The 19376-nt window shown below is 45.1% G+C and carries 20 protein-coding genes; 8 read left to right on the top strand and 12 right to left on the bottom strand.

Features of this window, described 5'->3' with window-relative positions:
- Nucleotides 1-150 precede the first annotated feature (150 nt).
- The 3 genes from PHW04_11845 to PHW04_11835 form a co-directional block, all read right to left on the bottom strand.
- Nucleotides 151-681: a J domain-containing protein gene (locus PHW04_11845; GenBank protein MDD2716573.1), complete on the bottom strand. Its 531-nt coding sequence runs from the start codon at nucleotides 679-681 to the stop codon at nucleotides 151-153.
- Nucleotides 682-1387: 706 nt separating this feature from the next.
- Nucleotides 1388-1564, bottom strand: coding sequence for a hypothetical protein (locus PHW04_11840; GenBank protein ID MDD2716572.1), 177 nt, complete (start codon nucleotides 1562-1564; stop codon nucleotides 1388-1390).
- A 14-nt stretch (nucleotides 1565-1578) separates the two neighbouring features.
- Nucleotides 1579-2112 (bottom strand): helix-turn-helix transcriptional regulator, encoded by a 534-nt coding sequence (locus PHW04_11835; protein ID MDD2716571.1) that lies wholly within the window; start codon nucleotides 2110-2112, stop codon nucleotides 1579-1581.
- 1565 nt (nucleotides 2113-3677) lie between these two features.
- Here PHW04_11835 and PHW04_11830 point away from each other — a divergent pair.
- From PHW04_11830 to PHW04_11820, 3 genes are all read left to right on the top strand, one after another.
- Entirely contained in the window at nucleotides 3678-4514 is an 837-nt protein-coding gene (locus PHW04_11830) for a recombinase family protein (GenBank protein MDD2716570.1), read from the top strand.
- A gap of 90 nt (nucleotides 4515-4604) precedes the next feature.
- Entirely contained in the window at nucleotides 4605-4814 is a 210-nt protein-coding gene (locus PHW04_11825) for a hypothetical protein (protein MDD2716569.1), read from the top strand.
- Nucleotides 4811-6268: a recombinase family protein gene (locus PHW04_11820; GenBank protein MDD2716568.1), complete on the top strand. Its 1458-nt coding sequence runs from the start codon at nucleotides 4811-4813 to the stop codon at nucleotides 6266-6268. The genes PHW04_11825 and PHW04_11820 overlap by 4 nt, the downstream gene beginning before the upstream one ends.
- Before the next feature lie 325 nt (nucleotides 6269-6593).
- On the opposite strand, the gene PHW04_11815 is transcribed toward PHW04_11820, so the two are convergent.
- From PHW04_11815 to PHW04_11795, 5 genes are all read right to left on the bottom strand, one after another.
- Nucleotides 6594-6725: a hypothetical protein gene (locus PHW04_11815; GenBank protein ID MDD2716567.1), complete on the bottom strand. Its 132-nt coding sequence runs from the start codon at nucleotides 6723-6725 to the stop codon at nucleotides 6594-6596.
- A gap of 331 nt (nucleotides 6726-7056) precedes the next feature.
- Nucleotides 7057-7257 carry a hypothetical protein gene (locus PHW04_11810; protein ID MDD2716566.1) on the bottom strand — a complete coding sequence of 67 codons (201 nt, stop codon included), beginning with the start codon at nucleotides 7255-7257 and terminating at the stop codon, nucleotides 7057-7059.
- Nucleotides 7258-7301: 44 nt separating this feature from the next.
- A complete protein-coding gene (locus PHW04_11805) occupies nucleotides 7302-7658 on the bottom strand; it encodes a DUF3795 domain-containing protein (protein MDD2716565.1) in 357 nt (118 codons plus the stop codon).
- Nucleotides 7659-7826: 168 nt separating this feature from the next.
- The gene (locus PHW04_11800; protein MDD2716564.1) at nucleotides 7827-8720 is read right to left on the bottom strand and encodes a leucine-rich repeat domain-containing protein; all 894 of its coding nucleotides are present in this window, start codon (nucleotides 8718-8720) and stop codon (nucleotides 7827-7829) included.
- A gap of 16 nt (nucleotides 8721-8736) precedes the next feature.
- Nucleotides 8737-10185, bottom strand: coding sequence for an ankyrin repeat domain-containing protein (locus PHW04_11795; GenBank protein MDD2716563.1), 1449 nt, complete (start codon nucleotides 10183-10185; stop codon nucleotides 8737-8739).
- 186 nt (nucleotides 10186-10371) lie between these two features.
- Here PHW04_11795 and serC point away from each other — a divergent pair, with 186 nt between their 5' ends.
- The 4 genes from serC (at nucleotide 10372) to PHW04_11775 (ending at nucleotide 13768) form a co-directional block, all read left to right on the top strand.
- The gene (gene serC, locus PHW04_11790) at nucleotides 10372-11490 is read left to right on the top strand and encodes a phosphoserine transaminase (GenBank protein ID MDD2716562.1); all 1119 of its coding nucleotides are present in this window, start codon (nucleotides 10372-10374) and stop codon (nucleotides 11488-11490) included.
- 93 nt (nucleotides 11491-11583) lie between these two features.
- Entirely contained in the window at nucleotides 11584-12447 is an 864-nt protein-coding gene (locus tag PHW04_11785; protein MDD2716561.1) for an ankyrin repeat domain-containing protein, read from the top strand.
- 1 nt (nucleotide 12448) lies between these two features.
- A complete protein-coding gene (locus PHW04_11780) occupies nucleotides 12449-13264 on the top strand; it encodes an undecaprenyl-diphosphate phosphatase (GenBank protein ID MDD2716560.1) in 816 nt (271 codons plus the stop codon).
- A gap of 72 nt (nucleotides 13265-13336) precedes the next feature.
- On the top strand, nucleotides 13337-13768 hold the full coding sequence (locus PHW04_11775) for a hypothetical protein (protein MDD2716559.1): 432 nt from the start codon (nucleotides 13337-13339) through the stop codon (nucleotides 13766-13768).
- Between the two features lie 78 nt (nucleotides 13769-13846).
- On the opposite strand, the gene PHW04_11770 is transcribed toward PHW04_11775, so the two are convergent.
- Nucleotides 13847-14359, bottom strand: a complete 513-nt coding sequence (locus PHW04_11770; GenBank protein ID MDD2716558.1) for a hypothetical protein — start codon at nucleotides 14357-14359, stop codon at nucleotides 13847-13849.
- A 38-nt stretch (nucleotides 14360-14397) separates the two neighbouring features.
- Complete coding sequence (locus PHW04_11765; protein MDD2716557.1) at nucleotides 14398-15132, bottom strand: hypothetical protein; 735 nt, start codon at nucleotides 15130-15132, stop codon at nucleotides 14398-14400.
- A 192-nt stretch (nucleotides 15133-15324) separates the two neighbouring features.
- On the opposite strand from PHW04_11765, the gene PHW04_11760 reads away from it, so the two are divergent.
- Nucleotides 15325-16395 carry a hypothetical protein gene (locus PHW04_11760; GenBank protein MDD2716556.1) on the top strand — a complete coding sequence of 357 codons (1071 nt, stop codon included), beginning with the start codon at nucleotides 15325-15327 and terminating at the stop codon, nucleotides 16393-16395.
- Nucleotides 16396-16414: 19 nt separating this feature from the next.
- On the opposite strand, the gene PHW04_11755 is transcribed toward PHW04_11760, so the two are convergent.
- Nucleotides 16415-18136 (bottom strand): GspE/PulE family protein, encoded by a 1722-nt coding sequence (locus PHW04_11755; GenBank protein ID MDD2716555.1) that lies wholly within the window; start codon nucleotides 18134-18136, stop codon nucleotides 16415-16417.
- A 58-nt stretch (nucleotides 18137-18194) separates the two neighbouring features.
- Complete coding sequence (locus tag PHW04_11750) at nucleotides 18195-19349, bottom strand: amidohydrolase (GenBank protein MDD2716554.1); 1155 nt, start codon at nucleotides 19347-19349, stop codon at nucleotides 18195-18197.
- Nucleotides 19350-19376 lie beyond the last annotated feature (27 nt).

Below are 19376 nucleotides of genomic sequence, written 5' to 3'. Positions count from 1 at the left end.
AAAGGTTCTCGAAGACATTACTAATGCCAAACAAGGTACTTGTTCTTGATCAATGACGGAGATTATAAGCTGATGGATTCTACCGACCCGTTAGCCATAGGATAGCAGAATACAGGCTCCAGTTCAAGAGAAGAAGAGAGTTTAATACATTCAAAATTTTCTTTCCTTCCTTACTTTCTCGTAAGCCTCGTTTATTTGACGGAATTTCTCGCTTGCGGCTTTGACGGAATTATTGCCCAACCCTTTGGCAATAAATACATCAGGATGATTTGTTTTAGCTTTCTGCCTGTATCTCTTCTTAATGATATCTACTGGATCATTCCTTGTGCAACCAAGGATTTCATAACATTCATCCAGCGGATTTTTCTTTTTTTCCTTCTTTTTTTCTTTCTTTGTAAATAATCCAATCAGACGGACTATCTGCACCTCAATCTGCCGTCGTGCTGCCTGATTTTCTGAGATTATCTCGCGATAGTAATGCCTGAGTATATTATTGATGCCCATGGCTGCAGCTGCTTTATCAGGAGGGCTCAGCTGGCCCATTAAAGCCGGAAAATCAATCGCTCCATTCAAATAATCAATATTCTGGTATATGACTTCATACTCATTGTTTTCCTGTGCAGCAGGATTAAATGTAGAGCTTACAAAATTTGCAATACAGGCAAGGAAAAAGAAAGACACCCATTTGGAAACATCAGGGGGAACACCTAATTTAAAAACCTTGATGCCGCAGTATGCACCCTCAGCCAGATATCTGTTGATCCAGAAATAACTTACCCCAACTGTAATCAGTATATCGCAGATCAATAAGCAGAGCCCGAGTTTTGCCGCAGATTTTTCCATGGATCTGTCAGACCTTATTTTAATGCCATCAAAAAAAACAATGCTTTTCTGGGGCAGCAGCCTGTCCTGTATAATCAGGAAAAACAGATTAAAAATAGGGAGCAGAATGATCAGTGTGGCTATGGCTTCAACATTGCAGTAAAAAATCTGGACAGAATATATAAAAATGCATGCTGCTGTACCCCAAAAAATCAGAAAGAAATCAGCTCCGTCATCTGATTGTACATGATGATTTGAACTGGAAGGATTTCTGAGTCTGCTTTCATTAGCTTTCATGGTTCAGTCACCTCCTTTCGGTTAATTCCGGCTTTATGCTTCTGTTCCTGATAAATTTTTCTCGCGCCATGTCAGATAGAAATTGATACACAGCAAATTTTGCGTATTCTCCATAAATAACTGAAATCAGAACCTCTATTCATTTCATGGGCAAGCCATGCATTTATTACGCCGCACTTTGCACACAGCAGTTTCTGGGATGTCGGATGCTTGTCAGACCAATCCCTTTTGAAAATTTTCTGACTCTGCCACATGATCCACCTCCTGTTCATCTATAGATCACAGCTGCGTTTAGCTTCCCGCATCTCAGGCAACGGCTATACTGGAACTGCACGCTTGAACAGACTCTGTTGTCTACCTTCTGGCAGCCGATATTTCCGCAATACTTGCATTTATAGATAGTTCTGCCGCAGATATGTCCATCTCTTTTTCCAGGGCAATACATAGTTCACCTCCATATCATGATTTAACTGACTCGACCTTGAAATTGAACCTGCAGAACTTGTTGCCTATGACAGCCCCAGGTATGCATTCAGGGCCGTCGATTACACTTCTCTCTATCTTTTGCCTGTCGTGGTAAACCCACAGCACAGTGAAGTCCCTGAAGAACACTCGCACAGGTTGATGAAACCTGGCAGCCATTTTTTTCGCTTTCCGGCAAATGCTGAGCAAAGATACTCCATCAGGTATGTCTTCAGTGAGATAGACTCCAGGAATGAACTTCATCAGAAAATGAGGCTTGATGAACAGTGATTCAAGGAAAATCCGTTTTTCCAGCTTAAGAGCCTGGTTGATGCTTTCAATCGGAATGTCGAAAGCCCTGATCATGGTCTTGAGGAATTCTTCAGGAGCTTCACCGCGCTCCTCTAACTTTGTGATTCGGTTGACTCCTTTGAGTACGTTGCTGTAACCGAGAATTACTGCCAGGTCATGCCTGGACCATCCTTTTTTCGTCCTTTCGCTTTGGAATACTCTACCCAGTGAGTTGTTCATGATGCCCCCTTTCTTTCTGCAACTTCCTTTGACTAGGGGGCGCGATGCCTTATTTTCTCCCAAAAAAAATATCGCGCTTTAGTCGGTACTTGTTATAGCGCCCCGGCGAAGTTGCGGTTTTTAAATCGGCGCTCAGGTGGATTTCTCCACCCTTAAATTAATTATACAATATTACGATACGAAAATCAAGCTTTACTTAACTGTTTCCGTTGCGGTTGACATGTTGGGAGGCTATTAAGAAGTGAGATAATCTGTATGGGCAAAAGGGTATAATTCGTAGGTTTTGATTATCAATTGCCAATCCGTAAATATGACATGTTTTACAAATAGACTTAAAAGGCTTAACCACAACACGTGAACTGTATTTTAATTAAACCAACAATAATTAAACAAATGTTAAATGAGCTATTTATCTAACAGCGATTAACTTGTCTGTTTTTTAAATTATGCACTTTGAACGTTTCAGTTTAATTGACTGTGTTAAAAACCCTGTATTTATCATGACGTTTAGCTGCCTCTTTCGATACAACCAAATCAGGATGATTGTAGTTGGCATCAGGGGTAATATGCTATTCCCATCAACGGATATCTAAACCATATGCATCTTCGCATCGTTCAGTAAATATTGGGTGGGTTAAATCGAGGGATGAAATCCAATAGTGGCCTATTTAACAGACTTTGTATACTTTGAGTTGATTGATACCCTCGAAGGACCAAGCGCTTTAATGATGACTTTCTTCACTTACCCTGATTAGAGATACACTTTTGTTTTCTGATTTTACATTCCGGATTAGACTTCGAGCATCCAGTAACCAGCGAACCAATTTATTTTAAAAAAATTGAGGGTGAAAAAGTATTGATTAACAATGAAATTCACGATGAAAACAAACTCCCTAAAATATATAGCACAGTTTTTTCAAAAGAAAAATTTGGCTATGCTATATGTATAGTGAAATTCAAAATGCAGAAAGTTAATTTGAAGTAAGGAGGAAAGAAATAATGAACAAAATTACAGCGATAATTTCTGATACTAGGTTTGGAAATTTGACAGTATTTCAAAATGTGGTACTCAAATGGAATGCACTCATTGTATATTATACAAAGTGCTGTAGTAACAGAAAATCAATATATAAGAAACAATCAGAAGTGGTATTAATTAACGATTTCTACTAGTAATACAATGATTTATTGCCAGTGATGTGATTATTAATAACACTGTGTATGTTCGTGATTTACTAGCGAAATAAACATGAACTAAAACAGTACTAAATGCATGATTTAAGAAATAATCTCAAATGAATTAGATGCGTTCATTCTACAAGGAGGAATGATAAAAAATATAAAATTCACTGATTCGTTGTTCAAAGCTAGAGGATTCAATCTAATCGAGACAAGATCTGAACTACTCAGTAAAGGCAACAGAGAATTCAAAATGTTAGTTGATCAAGGCTATAAGCCTGATCGAATCGAGCAATTAAAGAATTTCGAAGAAGTGGTTTAGGAGATCTTTAAAAGGAAGCATCTGAATGATCAAGATTCAAAAAATTTAATTGATGGGAGGAACTATGTCTAATGTTGAGAAATCCAATAACAGAGCTGTAATTTTCGCCCGCTGTTCGACAAATAAAATTGTCGGAAGCGCCAGTCTGCTTCATCAGGTCAAGAAATGTTATAAATACGCGATGAAAAATGGATACGAAGTTGTTAGTGTATTCAAAGGGGACGGTGAAAGCGCTAAAACCAACGGTACCACACTTAAAGAGTTGTTGAAGTTTATAGCTGACAAGAGGAATAGCATCAACGCCTTGATTGTCTGGAAAACTGATAGGTTGATGAGACGCATGGTTGACTATTCAATGACCGTGCAGTTGTGTACAAAATTGAATGTTAAGATTCTTTCTGTCTCAGAGCATATGGAGACATCGGCTATGAGCCAATTCTATATGTCACTTTCACTAGCGCAGATGCAATTAGAACAAGAAATGAATAGGGAAAGATCAACAGCTGGCATGCGACGGACAGTATCAGAAGGGTTTTGGTGTTGGCATCCACCACTAGGATACAAGTTCATCAGATCAAATAAGCATAAGAGATGCATATTATCACCTGATCAAAACAGTAAATTTATAACCCATGCATTTTTTTTAGCTGCATCTGGATCATTCACTTTGGCTGAAATCACATATCTCCTTCAAAATAAAGGCTTCAAAAAGCTAACTGTTGAACGTTTGCGGGATATTCTGAGCAATCCAATCTATACTGGGTTAATTAAAACAAAGCTTACTGAAAATCCAGTGGAAGGTATTCATAAAGCTATTGTGAGCAGAGAAAAGTATCAGGAGGTTCAAAAATTCCTGTTAAAGAGAGGCAATAAACTAAAACAGATAACTGACAAAAGATGAGAAACCGTTTTAGTGGTGATCATCCCCGTATCCGTGCTGCTGAATGGGAAAAATTTTCTGAATTATTTAATAATTCTGATGGAGAATAAAATGGAAAAATCAAAAAAAACTGAGGACTTGATTAATGCAGTGGGCTTGAGTACTGTCAAAACAGATTCGGATGTGTTCGGTAAAGATAGCAAAGAATACAAATTGCTAGTTGATCAAGGCTATGAGCCTGAACGAATTGAGCAATTAATGGTTTTCGAAGAGGTTTTATGGCAGATCTTCAAAAATAGTATATCAAGGAGGCCTATATGAATGGGACTACCATTGACACAAAAAGAGCGGTGATTTTGGTTCGAGTTTCAACAAAAAACCAAGCAGAGTATGGTTTTAGCTTAGAGGATCAAGAGGCAAAATGTTTAGGATATGCCAATCTTAATGGGTATAAAGTCGTTCGAGTGTTTCGGGGTGAAGGAGAGAGTGCTACAGTAATTGGAGCAGAGTTGGAAACCCTCCTAAAATTTGTTACTGATAAGAGGAATAAAATCAATGCAGTAATAATTTGGGCATATGATAGGTTGGCGAGATCCATGGCAGATCACACCCATGTTATTGAGCTCCTGACTGCATTGCATATAAAAATATTAGCCGTTTCTCAACCTTTAGATGAGTCGCCTATGGGTAATTTTTGTAGAACTGTAATACAAGGTCTTTCGCAACTTGAGCTTGAAGTGAAAAATGAGAGAACAACTTCTGGGATGATGATGGCAGTAAAGCAAGGATATTTTTGTTGGAAGGCTCCATTTGGATTTGACAATATGAGAGATGCCCTTGGGAAACCTATCCTTATTCAAAATTCCAAAGCAGTGATTGTTTCGAAAATTTTCTCCGATTTTTTGAATGGCATGACCATCGGTATGATCGCAGTTGAGCTACAACGAACTGGGGAAAAAATCAGTGAGCGAAGGGTAAGGAAAATCCTGAAACATCCAATTTATGCCGGAAGAATTGTATGTAAGTGGAATAAACCGCAAGGAGTGAAAGGCCTGCACACTCCGCTGATATCAGAAGAATTATTTAATAGTGTTCAAACCAGGTTTGTAAGGAATAAGAAGACTCGTGAATCAAAAAAAAAGAGACTCTATCTCAATGGGTTCTTAATATGTGGAAAGTGCGGGCATAAGCTCAGAAGTTACACTGTAAAAAACATTATTTACTGTGACTGCAAAAATAAAAATTGTAATGAGCGGATCGAAAAAATGAACATGTTCAAGCAATTGACTCAGATACTCAGTCAACTAACTTTCAACCCTGCTGACAAAACACTGTTAATGCAACTGGTAGAAAGACGGGAGAAATCCAGGATGGCTGAAGAGGCAAAAGAATTAGAGCGATTGGACAAAGAGCTGAGCAAGGCCGACGAGTTGAGAAGGAAAGTTATTACTAAGCATGAAGAAGGTGTCTATACTGACCAGGTATATAAAGAGCGGAGCCAACATTATGAAGCTAAGATTAAAGAACTCCAGACGAAGATCCAGGAACAGGAATGCATCATGAGAGTCAATTGCAGCACCTACATTAAGTTTGTTGAAGACTCGTTGAAGAATATTTGCTCACTATGGAAAAAAATCAGAGAGAGCGGAAAAACGAAGATAGTGATATCACTTGTCAGGTCAATTTTTCCTGAGGGTATTCAATTGTTGAATCGGAAAGTATACTGTCCAACTTCAATCTTTGGGAGAACAGAAGCTGCAGTAAGAAACAGTTAATACATGGAGAAGATAAAGTTTCGGAGGTTGATTAAATTATGATCAGATTGAATCGTGCAGACAGAGTCAATGTTAGTTTAATAAGTACCATGGAAATCATACAGTTGTTCTTTTATCAAGAGTCAACAGACACCTCCGTTGCTATTTATACCTAAACAAACACCAGTCATCAAGTTATTACCCTCTCCCGCTGTATACATTTTTGGTTATTATCAATACAGAGCTATCATCAACACTGTCATTACAACTGGTATATTCTTATTTAGAATACAGAGAGCTATGCATATTCCTTATCACTCAGCCATTTAAGATCAATATCGATAGATCAGTACTTGTAGCCCTTGCTTTCCATGTAATCCTTGAATTTCCTGAGGTTGTCCAACTCCACCAGAATAAAGTTAGAATTAAGGAACTCGTGGCCTACCACTTCCTTCCCAGGCTGTTGAAAAACACCCATCTGCGTCGTTGCACTCATCCTGCGCAACTCAGCGTACGATTAAGTACGCCTCGTTTTGCGCGGACTCGTGCACCTAGCATCTGGATGTTTTTGAACAGCCTGATTTAAGGTAGTCGGGTAGTGCCCTTGCATCCAGGCCTTTTTGAACAGCCTGATAGAGCAGTGCCTATTTGCTGCGTTCCTCAGTCTTCGCTCTCCTTGCATTCAGCCGCTTTTTTAGAGTTCCCGGCAAAATGTGATGACATTTTGTTAGGAACTCTTAACAGCCTGATAAGGTATTCCTTATATGTTGGTGATCTACAGTTACTGGCGAGAGCTTAAGATTAAATTGCTAACAGCTCTTTTTGCTTCTGAATTTCTTCAGCACAAAATGAACAATGACTCTCCATAGAAGCATCCCTAAAAAGAACCCGACAGGGAAACCGAGCAGGAAAAAATATCCGGGGATATGATCGAATAGAAGCCGGGTTGTGACTACCCCGCAGCAGCAGTAAAAAGCCAGAAACAGAATGTCGATTAATCCGGTCTGCATTACTTCTCTATAGGAACTCTATTGAAAGTCAGGATGTGTTGCTTCTATTTTTTCTGCTTTGGCAGCGACATCCGGCCTGAGCTGGCCATTTCCTCAGCGTACTTTTCCGCTCCAACTTCGCGGATGCGTTTGATGCAGCTGCTGCGGCTGGAGCCTGTGAACATGGCAATCAGCTTGGAAAAGAAATTGCTGAAAAGGCCGCATTGCTCGGGATCGAGGAATTTCCGGCAATTGGCGCAGGATTTGTAATTCAGCTTGATGCAGCATGTGCGCACCTTGCACCAGAAAGCCTTTTCGTTGAGACGGCAGCCCATGCAGCGTCCTTTCAGATATGAACCGCAAGCGCCACAGTAAAGACCGCAGGCTGCGATCAGAGTGGGGTCTTTCTTGATTTCTGCCATGGATACACCTCTAACTTATGGATATCATATTTCAGAGTCGAGAAACTAGTGGACTGTAAACAATGTCTTATCCAAAGTTCTCCAACATACAAACCTACCAACTTACTAACTTACCAACATCCTGCAGTGCCCGAGCGATTACATGAAAAACAGTTTACATTCTAACAGTCATTTCTTGAAGAATGTAACCTTGCTGCCGCGTCCTTTAATGGCCAGGAAATTCTCTTTCTGGCTCGGGATGTCGATCGGGTTCCCCTGCAGATAAATTTCAGTGCTCTTACCTAAAGCAGTGTTCCTGGCGATCGGCGTAATATCCGTGATTTTGTTGTTTTCCAGACTCAGCCAGATCAGTTTCGGCATCTGTTGAATCGCAGAGATGTCGCGGATCTGATTGCCGGATAGCTTGAGTATCTGCAGGTTGACAAGCTTGGCAAGGGGAGTGATATCAGTAACCTGATTGTTGCAGATTTCCAGTACTTTCAGAGTAGTGAGCTTGGCAATGGGAGAGAGGTCGCTGACCGCATTGTCGTCCAGTTTGAGTATTTCCAGGCAGGGAGGAATTTCTTTCAGATGTTCGTTGGAAAGCCTGGCTAGGCCCGAGATGTCGGTGATTTTATTCTGAGTGAGAGTCAGGGTTTTCAGTGTGGAAATGTTACCCAGGGGAGTGATGTCTACGAGTTTATTCTTGTCCAGCAGCAATTCCTGGAGCACCGGGCAGGTGGACAGGTTTTTGATGTCCAGGATGCTGTTGTCCGACAGATCAAGCTTTTCAAGGTCAGGAAAGGCTTCCATGCCGTTTACAGTTACAGCGAGCAGTCTCGGCAGCTGCATTTGTTTTATTCCGACCAGTTCCTTGCGTTCGATCGGATAATAATAACGGACAGGGTCATTCTCATTTCTGCGGACATAAGCCCGGACAGGTTTATCGATGTCCTGCGAGAACTGCACTCCTTTTGGGGGCGGTTTCTTGTCTCCGAAAAAATCGCCGTATTTGAAGAAGGCCCAGACAAGTACCGGTACCAGGCAGAGTAAAATGAAATACTTTCTGACTCCTTCTTCCAAGGTCTACTCCAGATTGTTATTTAATCCAGGAAATCTTCTCCACTTTTACCCTGTCCGTAACTTTGGTCTGCTTTTTCGTGTCAAGGTCCATGATAATCAGGCTGCCGGTCTTGAGTTTGGCATTCGCGGGGTTATAAGAAACAAAGGCGACCTGTTTCCCATCCGGTGAAAAACAGGGGTAGCGTTCATCAGTTCCCTTCATGTCAGTAAGCTGTACTTCGTTCGTGCCGTCTGAGCCGACCATGAATATTTCTGAAAGACTCGCATCGTCGACTTTGCTTGTGAAAACAACGGACTTGCCGTCAGGAGACATGGCGCATTCGGTTTCTTCCCGGGTATCGCAGGTGAGTTTGACAGGATTCTTGCCGTCAATGTCCATCAGAAACATTTTATTGAGGGTGTCGCGGATGGAGATGAAGAGGATTTTCTTGCCGTCAGGTGTGAAGCTGGGCTGCCCGTCCCAGGCCATGATGTCTGTCAGGCGGGTGACGTTTTCCCCATCAGTGTCGGCTGAATAGACGTCGAAGTTGAACTGCTGGTCCCGCTCTGCGGAAAAGACGATGCTCTTGCCGTCCGGTGAGAATCCGCCGTAACTGTTTGAGAGCAGGTTGTCAGTGATCTTCTTGGGAGCTTCAGTGCCGAATTCGAGTACATACAGGTCTGTCTGCTGGCTGTTCTGGCCTGCGGAGAAGATCAGCTTACTGCCGTCCGGGGAATAGGAGGGTCCGTGCAGTTCGGTATAAGAGACCTCGTTGAAAAAAGTCAGCCTGGCCGGAGCGCTGCCGTCTCCCTTGGCCTGGAACAGTTCATCCCGCCAGTAATTCTGATTCTCTTCCTGACCTTTCTCGCCGAGGAAGGCCTGTCCTACATAGGAAATCTTGCCCTTGAATTCATCATGCCAGAATTTCCCCTCTTTATCCAGCAGCCTCACTACTTCTTCATTTTTCTTGTCAAGGGCGATCTGGAGGGCTGTCTTGCCGGCACTGTTGGCGATGCTGCTGTCTGCGCCACGCGTCAGTAAGGTTTTAACGGTTTCTTTGTGGCCGGAAGCTGTGGCATAAATCAGAGCAGTGGAACCGTTCTTCCCGTCTTTCTCATTGATCTCTGCGCCTTCATCCAGCAGGAAGTTCACTGTATCCAGCTGATTGGCTGCAGCAGCATACATCAGTGCAGTATAGCCGTCCTTGGTCTTGAGTTTGATGCTTGTCCCTTTGGCCATCAATCCCCTGATATTTGGAATGTCCCCCTTTTTGGCAGCATCGAGCAGGGGTTTGGCCAGTTCGTCCGGATCCTGTTCAGCCTTGACTTCTACAGTTTGTGCTTTGGGAATAATTTTTCTTTGGACAACCTGGGGCGCGTCATTCTGCATACCCAGCAGACCTTTGAAAAAATCCACCACAGCACACCCGGTCAGCATCAGAGCTGAAAGCGTCAGAAACAACAACAGAAGTCTATTCGCATGCATAATTTCCTCCTCCATCATTATCTATATCTGAATAGTGCGGCAAACAAGCTTTTCCGTTTGTCCGTTATCATTTTAGCACAACAGGGGTTAAAAAAAGAATCCTGAGCGATTCCGGCACCTGAATCGTCTTTACAGATGATCAGCATCAGGGTAAAATATAGGGAACTGTTGGCATAAGGAGGCATCATGGCCAAGAGAGTGTTCAATTTTTCAGCCGGACCGGCAACCCTTCCACTCCCAGTCCTGGAAGAAGCTCAGAAAGATATGATAGACTGGAAAGGTAAAGGGCTTTCAGTAATGGAGATGTCCCACAGATCAAAGGATTACGAGTCGATCATCAAGGGAGCTGAAAGCACCCTGATCAAGATCCTCAATATCCCTGACACCCACAAGGTGCTCTTTTTACACGGTGGAGCTACGCTCCAGTTCGCCATGGTACCGCTCAATCTTCTCGGAGAGAATGACGAGGCAGATTACATCGTGACCGGCGAGTGGGCCAAGAAAGCATACGAAGAAGCCGTCAAGGTCGGGAAGAAGGCCAATATCGCCGCTTCCACAGAGAATCTTAATTTTACATCCCTGCCTGAGCGCAAGACCTGGAAATTATCCGATAAAGCGGCCTATGTCCACTATACATCCAACAACACCATCTACGGCACTGAGTTCAGGCCGCTTCCCGATTTTGGAAATAAGCTGGTAGTCTGCGACATGAGCTCCGATTTTCTCTCAAGGCCTGTGGATGTAAGCAAGCACGGCATAATTTACGCCGGCGCTCAGAAAAATGCCGGACCCGCAGGTGTGGCCATTGTGATCATCCGGAAGGACCTGGCTGAAAAAAACGCCAGTAAAAATCTGCCTACGCTTCTAAAATACAAGATCCATGTGGATAAGGAATCCATGTACAATACACCTCCCTGTTACTCTATCTATATCTGCGGCCTGGTATTCAAATGGATCGAAGCGCTTGGCGGCTTGAAGAAGATGGAAGAGATCAATCTGAAGAAAGCCGGTTTGATCTATGATGCGATCGATAATTCCAAAGGATTTTACAAAGCCTATGTCACCAGCAAGCAGGACCGCTCCCTGATGAACATCAATTACCGGCTGCCGTCCACCGAACTGGACGACAAGTTTATCGAAGAAGCCAAAAAAGCCGGAATCATTGGAGTCAAGGGATACAGGACAGTCGGCGGAATCAGGGCTTCCACTTACAATGCAATGCCGATGGAAGGCGTCCAGGCTCTTGCAAAATTCATGTCCGAGTTCTGCGAGAAGAATTCAGACAGGACGATGGAAAACGCATAAGATTTGATGGTTCGAGATCCGGGGTACGGGGTTGATACCCGTACCTCGGTCTTCGTGCCCCGCACTTTTTACCATAAGGTTTAAACCTCGCACATGAAATATGTAATTGGTTTTTTCTTGATTATCCTGGTCATCGCTATCATCACTTCGATTGAACGTAAGGTGCCGATTCTGACGTCCGAACAGGCCAGAAAAGCCCTGGATGAGCGGGGAATCAATTTCAGCGCAGACAACTTCATCGAAAAAGTGCTCAAGAATGACCTCGAAGCCGTCAGGCTTCTGATCCAGGCAGGCATAAACCCGAATCTCAGTTTCCAGGGCCGCCCCTTGCTTGCGATTGTTTTTGACCGCATGGACTTGGATATGGCTAAAATCCTGATAGAGAATAAAACCGACAAGAATCAAATGCTGCTGTTTGCCGTTACAGACAACAACCCGAAGCTTTTGAAATTCGTGCTTGGCTACAAAGCTGACATCCTCACAGAGAGCAAAGACAAGAAGACCCTGATGGACTTATGCATATCCCGTCCCGACAGTGAAGAGGTGGCGGTGATGCTTCTGGAAAAAAAATGCTATATCTCTGACGTCCAGGAAAGCCTGGTTACTTTTTCTGAACTTGGCTGGACACAGGCCGCCAAAATCATGCTGGACCGTCAGGCAGATGTTAATTATGTGGATCAGAAAGGGTACACACCAATGGTCTATGCCACGCTCAAGGGACAGACGGAAATGGTGAGATTTCTGGCATCCAACAAGGGAAACATCAATTTCCAGGATAAGAACGGCATCAGCATCCTAATGATCGCCAGCAAACTTGGTGTTGTCGATATTCTCAAGTTTCTCCTCTCGGCAAACGCGGATGTGAATCTCAAGGATAAAAAAGGCCGGACTGCACTGAGCGTGGCATCCAGTGACTTTGTCAGGGAAATGCTGAAAAAAGCGGGAGCCCAGCAATAAAATGGACAATCTTTACCTTTTTTTGCTGGGCACAATTCAAGGTTTGGCTGAATTCCTGCCGATTTCCTCTAAAAGCCATCTGCTCCTTTTACAGTATTTTTTAGGCTGGCCGGGTGAATCGCCGTTGCTCCTGGACGTCACTCTCCATTTCGGGACCCTCTGTGCGACGATTGTTTATTTCCGTGAGACAGTGCTGCGGCTGATCCGGGAATTTTTGGGTTTTTTCACGGCTTTCAGCGCTACGATGAAATCAGCCGATGGAAAACTGATCCAGAAAATTATCCTCTCCAGTATTCCGACCGCTGTAATCGGATTCACGCTTAAACCGGTTTTCGAGGCCAATTCCGGCAGCCTTTTCTTTCTGGATTGCGGTTTTCTTATCACAGGGCTGCTGCTGATCATTTCCGAGAGGATGTCGCTGCGGGGGAGAGTTCGGGAAGAAGTTAGTTTTCTGGATGCTCTGCTGGTAGGCTGTGTGCAGGGTGTGTCAGTCCTGCCGGGGATTTCACGCTCAGGTTCGACGATCGCATATCTGCTGGTCAGGCGGTATTCCCTCGAGACAGCCTTCAAATATTCATTCCTGATTTCCATGCCTGCCGTAATGGGCGCTGTGATCCTTGAAGGGCATCACGCCCTGAAAGCCGGGTCGTTCAGGCTGTCGTATCTATTTGGAGCAGCGGTAGCATGTATCAGCGGCCTCTTTGCTCTGCGATTTCTAAAGTTTTCACTCAAAAAAAGGAAGTTCCGCTGGTACGGATACTATCTGCTGGTACTATGCGCTGCCATCGCCGGTTACCTGTGCCTGGCCAGGAAATGATCACCGGTCCGGCTAAAATTTGATCTTCGATCAACCGATAGTTTATCGAGTGCTCCGAAAGCTGGAGGTGTCATGAAAAAAGCACTATCTCTCCTTTTCCTGCTGCCGTTCTGCTACTCTCTGCTGGCTGCCGACGAGAAGCCATATACTTCTCTGGTGATTGATGCCCAGCAGCTCGAACTGGAGCGGAGCGAGAGTCCGAAAATCTTGAGCGAAAAAGGTTACGAGGTCTATGGAACGATTTTCGACAATCTGGACAAAGCTCTGGAAGCCGGCGTGTTTTTCTATGCTCCGACACTGGATGAAGCGAAAAAATACGATGCCAAACGGATCGGGCTCAATCCGCTGTTCATCAAGGCCAAGTCTTCATCCGGAGTCGTAAAGACAGATTTGGTGGTTTCCGACCTTGATGCCCTTAAAATCCTCAAGGAAAACAAGAAATCGCATTTTCTGGATCAGTTCAAGGTAATCGTGCTGGTTTCAAAGCCGACAGCATCTGAATGATCTTTGGGAGTGAAATGAAAAAGCCCTGGTAACCAGGGCTTTTTTGTTTTCGAACCGTTTGAAATCCGTTGATTCTATCTATATTTTTATCTGATTTATCATTTCCTGAGCCATGTGTGCTACGTCGCTGCCCTTTTCAGCGAGGCGCAGTGCTTCCTCGAATTCCTGCAAGGCCTCGTTGAGCTGATGCTTCTTACCCAGCGCGATGCCGAGGATATAATGGGCCTTGGCGTGATCCGGGCTGATCGCGATCACCCTGTTCACTTCCGCAATGGCCGAATCAAAGGCATTTTTACGGATCAGTTCCTGGGCGGTCTTGAGATAAGTGCTGAGCGCTTCAAGACTTTCGGTGTCTGGGTATACCAGGACCATTTCCGAGCGGTTGATGGCTGCAAATGACTGTGACCCGATCATCTTATCCCCTTCAAGAGAATAGAGTTTGACATCGGTCAGAGCAATGAATTCACGATTCTGATCTGCATTCAGGATGTCTGAGAGCCTGGAGTTTTCATAGAGATAGAGCTCACCCTTTATCTTGTACTGCTTGGTCAAGATAGCCACCCTGATTTTATCCTTTTTCGCTTTTAACATTCTCCGCTCCTTTCTCTATTTTTAAAATTTTGTAGATCCTAAAACATTCCGGAAACGCCGATGATAATATGCTGGGAATCGTAGTTGGAATTTTTGACCTGCCTATAGTAATCAACATAATCACCGCTGGACGCCCAGGAAATATCTACTGTCATCTGCTGCGATTGGACCGGCGCCCGGACACCGAGTGCCACATAATCACCGTTATAGCCGATGGTAAAAGAAGCAGCGTTGAGCTTGAATTCAGCTCCAGCCAGGAAGAAAGCGTCTTCAGGCCGCCCTTTCTGGAAATCATATCCCCCGAAAGCTGCGTTGTTGAATGTATTCTCATGCCCGCCGAAATTGAAGCCGAAACCAAAGAAGGCAATCGGTGCCCCTACCGTGAAATAGGCACTGGAATAGTCATTGGCGTCGCTGTCGATCAATGCACCGGCTGCGAACATCAGGTTTTCCCCGAGGTGATAATTGGTTTTCCCCTGAACGCAGATGCCTGGATCGTCAAGATAGACTCCAGTGTCCACTCCTTTTTCAAAGCCGACCTCGAAATTTTCCGTCACTCCAAAATTTCCCTTGAATGAATATTTCATTCCTGAACCGTTGAACGATCCGAAAGAATAGTGTCTGGTATGCATTCCTGCTTCCAGGAATCCTTTTTCCAGACAGGCTGGAGACGGAACATTGATCAGACCGGTCGGCCCCATGATGGATGTCGCTGCATATCCGGGAGCATTGAATAGGATCAATATTAATGAAACTAACGAGATTATACGCATCATTACCTCCGTGGATGGTTCTGAAGAAATAATCGGAATCATGGACAAATTCATTAGCAGGGGACTAATTTTTGTAGCTTGGGGTAAAACCGGAAGACCAAATGCGGGATGGAAATCCGGCCTTCAGATTCCACATTTTTAGGTTGTCAATTATCCACTGATTTGTTAGCATTTGCTTGAGGTTAACAAGATTTGAACAAAGAAACCAGGATCCATATTTTCTGCGGATACGATTCTGTCGACAGCGCTCAGGCTCTGGAAGAATTCAAGTCAGGGAAATCCGGTTTTTGCGTTGAGACTTTTTCCGAAGAAGCCTATCAGAAGAATCCGGATGAATTTCAGCAGCGGATCAGGGAAGCACTTCTGACACCTGAAATGTTCAGCAAGGGAAAGCTCGTGCATCTGAAAGCCGCTTTTTTGACTGAATCCCAGTTATGCAGATTCCTGGAATCACTGCCGGCTGACCTGCAGTCCGATCTGGCAGTTTCATACGGTGAAATCGAGAATTCCTGCAGGAAGAAACTCGGAAATATCGCGGAACTGCATGAATTCAAGAAAACCTATGAGCGGGATTTTCTGACCTGGGTGAGAGCTGAATTCCTGAAATATCAAGTGAAGATTGATTTTGGCGTTCCTGAACTGGTTTTTTCCGCGACAGGCGGAAAAAAAGAGCAGGCAGTTTCCGAAATCGGGAAACTCGTGCTTTACTCTCTTGGAAAACCGGCGATTTCCATTGAAGACGCGAAAGCTGTGCTCTGTTTCCAGGCTGGAGCGGAATGGCTGGTTAACGACCTGGTGCGCTCTTTTTTTAACCGCGACAAGAAACAGACCGACTCCCTGATCAGACAATGCGCTGATGAGAGAAACGAGATCGTGGTGTTCGAAGTCCTGCGGGACGGAATCCGTGCGCTCGGCTGGATCACGCTCTGCGATAAACCGGGTCTGCCGGAAGCTTTTATTAAAATTTCCCGGGACTATCAGAACGCGGTTTCGCAAAAGAGATTCTGGGATATCAATAAGATTTTTGCGGAAGCGAAGAAGCTGCTCTTGGAAAATTTTCCTGACCTACCCTCAAACTGCCCGCTTAAATCAGAGCGGCAGCTCTGCTTTTACGGCACAGGCCTCTCTTTCATCAACAAAAGCAATCTGGTCCAGTTTTACGACCTGCTCACTGACTACGAAATCACTTCCAAGAATCGGGATGGCTTCACAGTCGAAGGACTGGAGCTGCTCTTCATCAAGCTCTGGGCGATCAAAAATTAGATAATCGTTTGTTTATTGTCTAACCGTAAGTCACGCGCACTACTTCATCCAGAGTGGTGATGCCGCGCCTGACTTTTTCCAGTCCGTTCGCCCGCAACGTTTCCATGCCTTCCTTCTTGGCCTTGGTCTTGATCACTGAGGAGGCCTCCTTGAAAATGATCAGTTTCCGGATTTCCTCGGACGGCAGCAGGAATTCGAAAACACCTGTGCGGCCGAGATAACCGGTGAAATTGCAGACCTCACAGCCTTTGCCCTCATACAGCTCTTCTCCCTCTTCCAGTCCCATTCTTTTTACAATCGAAGCATTGGGTTTGACTTTGACTTTGCAGTGAGGGCAGATCTTCCGCACCAGGCGCTGGGCGAGAACTCCTATCACAGAGGACGCCACGAGGAAAGGTTCCACGCCCATGTCCACGAGCCTGGTGACCGCCCCGGACGCGTCGTTGGTGTGCAGAGTGGAGAAGACCAGGTGGCCTGTAAGAGCTGCTCTGATAGCCGTTTCGGCTGTTTCGATGTCGCGGATTTCTCCGACCATGATGATGTCCGGGTCCTGGCGCAGGATGGACCTGAGGCCGATCGGAAAGGTGAATCCGGCCTTGGTCAGCACCTGGGCCTGAGTGATGTGCGGGATATGGTATTCGACGGGATCTTCGATGGTCACGATGTTCTTGTCCATTGAATTGATCTCATGCAGGGCCGCATAAAGAGTGGACGTCTTGCCGGATCCTGTGGGTCCTGTAACCAGTATGATACCGTTGGGTTTATGGATCAGGTCCTTGAATTTACCCAGAATATTGTGGGGAAATCCTGCGTCCTCGAGGGAGATCAGAGACGCGCTCTTATCCAGGAGCCGCAGCACCAGTTTTTCTCCGAAAATAGATGGATAGGTGGATACGCGGATATCTACGTTTTTTCCAGCCTTGGTGGACATGGTGATACGTCCGTCCTGGGGAATCCGCTTTTCAGCAATGTCCATTTCCGCAGTGATCTTGATCTTGGAAGAAAGGTTGTCCTTGATCTCGTCGGAGAGAGACATGACTTCATGCAGGATCCCGTCCAGGCGATATCTGATCCGCACGTCGTCCGCTTCAGGTTCGACATGGATGTCTGAGGCCTTGACCTGGATCGCCTTCATGATGATGATGTTGACCAGACGCGATACCGTGCGCTCGTCGCCGTAGTTTTTTTCGGACGACAGCTCCTTGAACGACATCTCGATCTCAGTATTCAGTCTGGCGGCCTGATCGATGATCTCCAGGCCCATTATCTCGTCCCTGGTGGACTTGAAGGATGACGGCTGCCACTGTTCATAGTAACGGTTGATGGCCTGCAGGATTTCAGTTTCATTGCTGATCAGGGGCTTGATCGAGCAGCCTGTGGATTCAGTCAGATTCTTCAGCACTGATTCGTCGAGAGGGTCCACCATGGCTACAATCAGAATATTTTTTACCTTGATCAGAGGGAAGAGCAGGAATTCCTTGCAGATATTCTTGGGCACCAGCCTCGTGGTGTTGGGATCGATGATGAAGATATTCAGATTGGCATAGGCTATCCCCATCTTGCTCTGCACCAGTTTGATGAATTCCTTCTGGGTGAGGATGCCTGATTTCAGCAGATATCGGCCCAGACTGGTGGTGGTTTTTTTGCACTGATGCAGTATTTCTTTGACCTTAGCTTTATCGGCCAGGCCTGTTTCCATCATCGCCAGCAGCAGTTTTTCCTCAGTCTTGATTTTTTCCATTTTTCCCTCTTTGAGAATTTCGGCAGTGCCGGATAATATATTTAGGCTGTTTGTCGATTCAAGCCCTATCTCTGGATTCCAGAAATTCGACTATTTTTTGGAAGAGATTGACACCTGTCGCCAGTGCGGAAGGGTTATAGGAAAAATTTGCGGTATGCAGGTTTCCGCTGCAGTCGGTGTCGTTCACGCCCAACAGAAAGAACGCGCCTGGAATTTTTTCCAGGTAGAAGGCGAAATCCTCTCCCAGAAAAAAATCCGGTAAATCCTGGAAATGGATTCCAGCAGTCTGACAGACTTTTTTCAGGATCTCAACAGCGGGTTTTGCATTGATCAGAACCGGATAGTCGCAGTTGAAACTGAGATTCAGTTTCAGATTCCTTTTTTTAGTGGAATCTTCGAATTCCCTGTAGAGCGTGTCTTTCAACCATTTCTTCCTGTCAGGGGAAAATGCCCTCAAAGTGCCGTCGATCTGAGCGCTTGCCGCGATGATGTTCTCCTTGATTCCAGAATTGATCCGGCCGAAGTGCAGAAGATGTTTTTCTTTGATGGAAACATTTTCAGGCTGGGATTCGAGTTTTGCAAGTGCCTCCATGGTCTGACAGATGCCTTCGACTCCTCCCAGAAGGGCGTTGCAGGGGTCCCCGGTGGAGGCGTGGGCTTCCCTGCCCTGGATGGAAATGTGAAATTCCGAGACGCCGGCAAAAAAAGACCCGGATTTGCAGCCTATGCCGCCGGCCGGCAGAGACGGGTGGACGTGCAGGCCGAAAATTATCTCTGGGAGCATTTCCTGAAACCGCCGGTCTGCGATGATTTCCGACGCACCTCCCGGACCTTCTTCAGCGGGCTGGAAGATAAAGAGATAGTTGTTTCTGAGATCGAGTTCCGCAGTATTAAGAATCAATTCCAGCAGTATCGCCATATGTCCATCATGCCCGCAGGAGTGCATGAATCCAGGGTGCTTGGAACTGTATGCGAGGCCTGTATTCTCATGCAGCGGCAGGCCGTCCATGTCTGCACGGAAGGCGATGGTCCTTTTTCCGGGATTACCTTTTTTGAAGATCAGAAGACCAGTACCTGCAACTGGAAACACGTTCAGTGCGGTCTGACTTTCCAGCACGCTCTTCAGGTAGTTTTGAGTAAGAAATTCTTTGAATCCCGGTTCCGGAAACTGGTGCAGATGCCTGTAATGATTGGACAGTCTGCTGATGTTCATCAGAAAAGTATACTATGGACCGGGAGG

Source organism: Candidatus Wallbacteria bacterium (assembly GCA_028687545.1).
In the GTDB taxonomy this organism is placed as follows: Bacteria; Muiribacteriota; JAQTZZ01; order JAQTZZ01; family JAQTZZ01; genus JAQTZZ01.
This window is presented reverse-complemented; position numbering and strand designations above follow the sequence as displayed.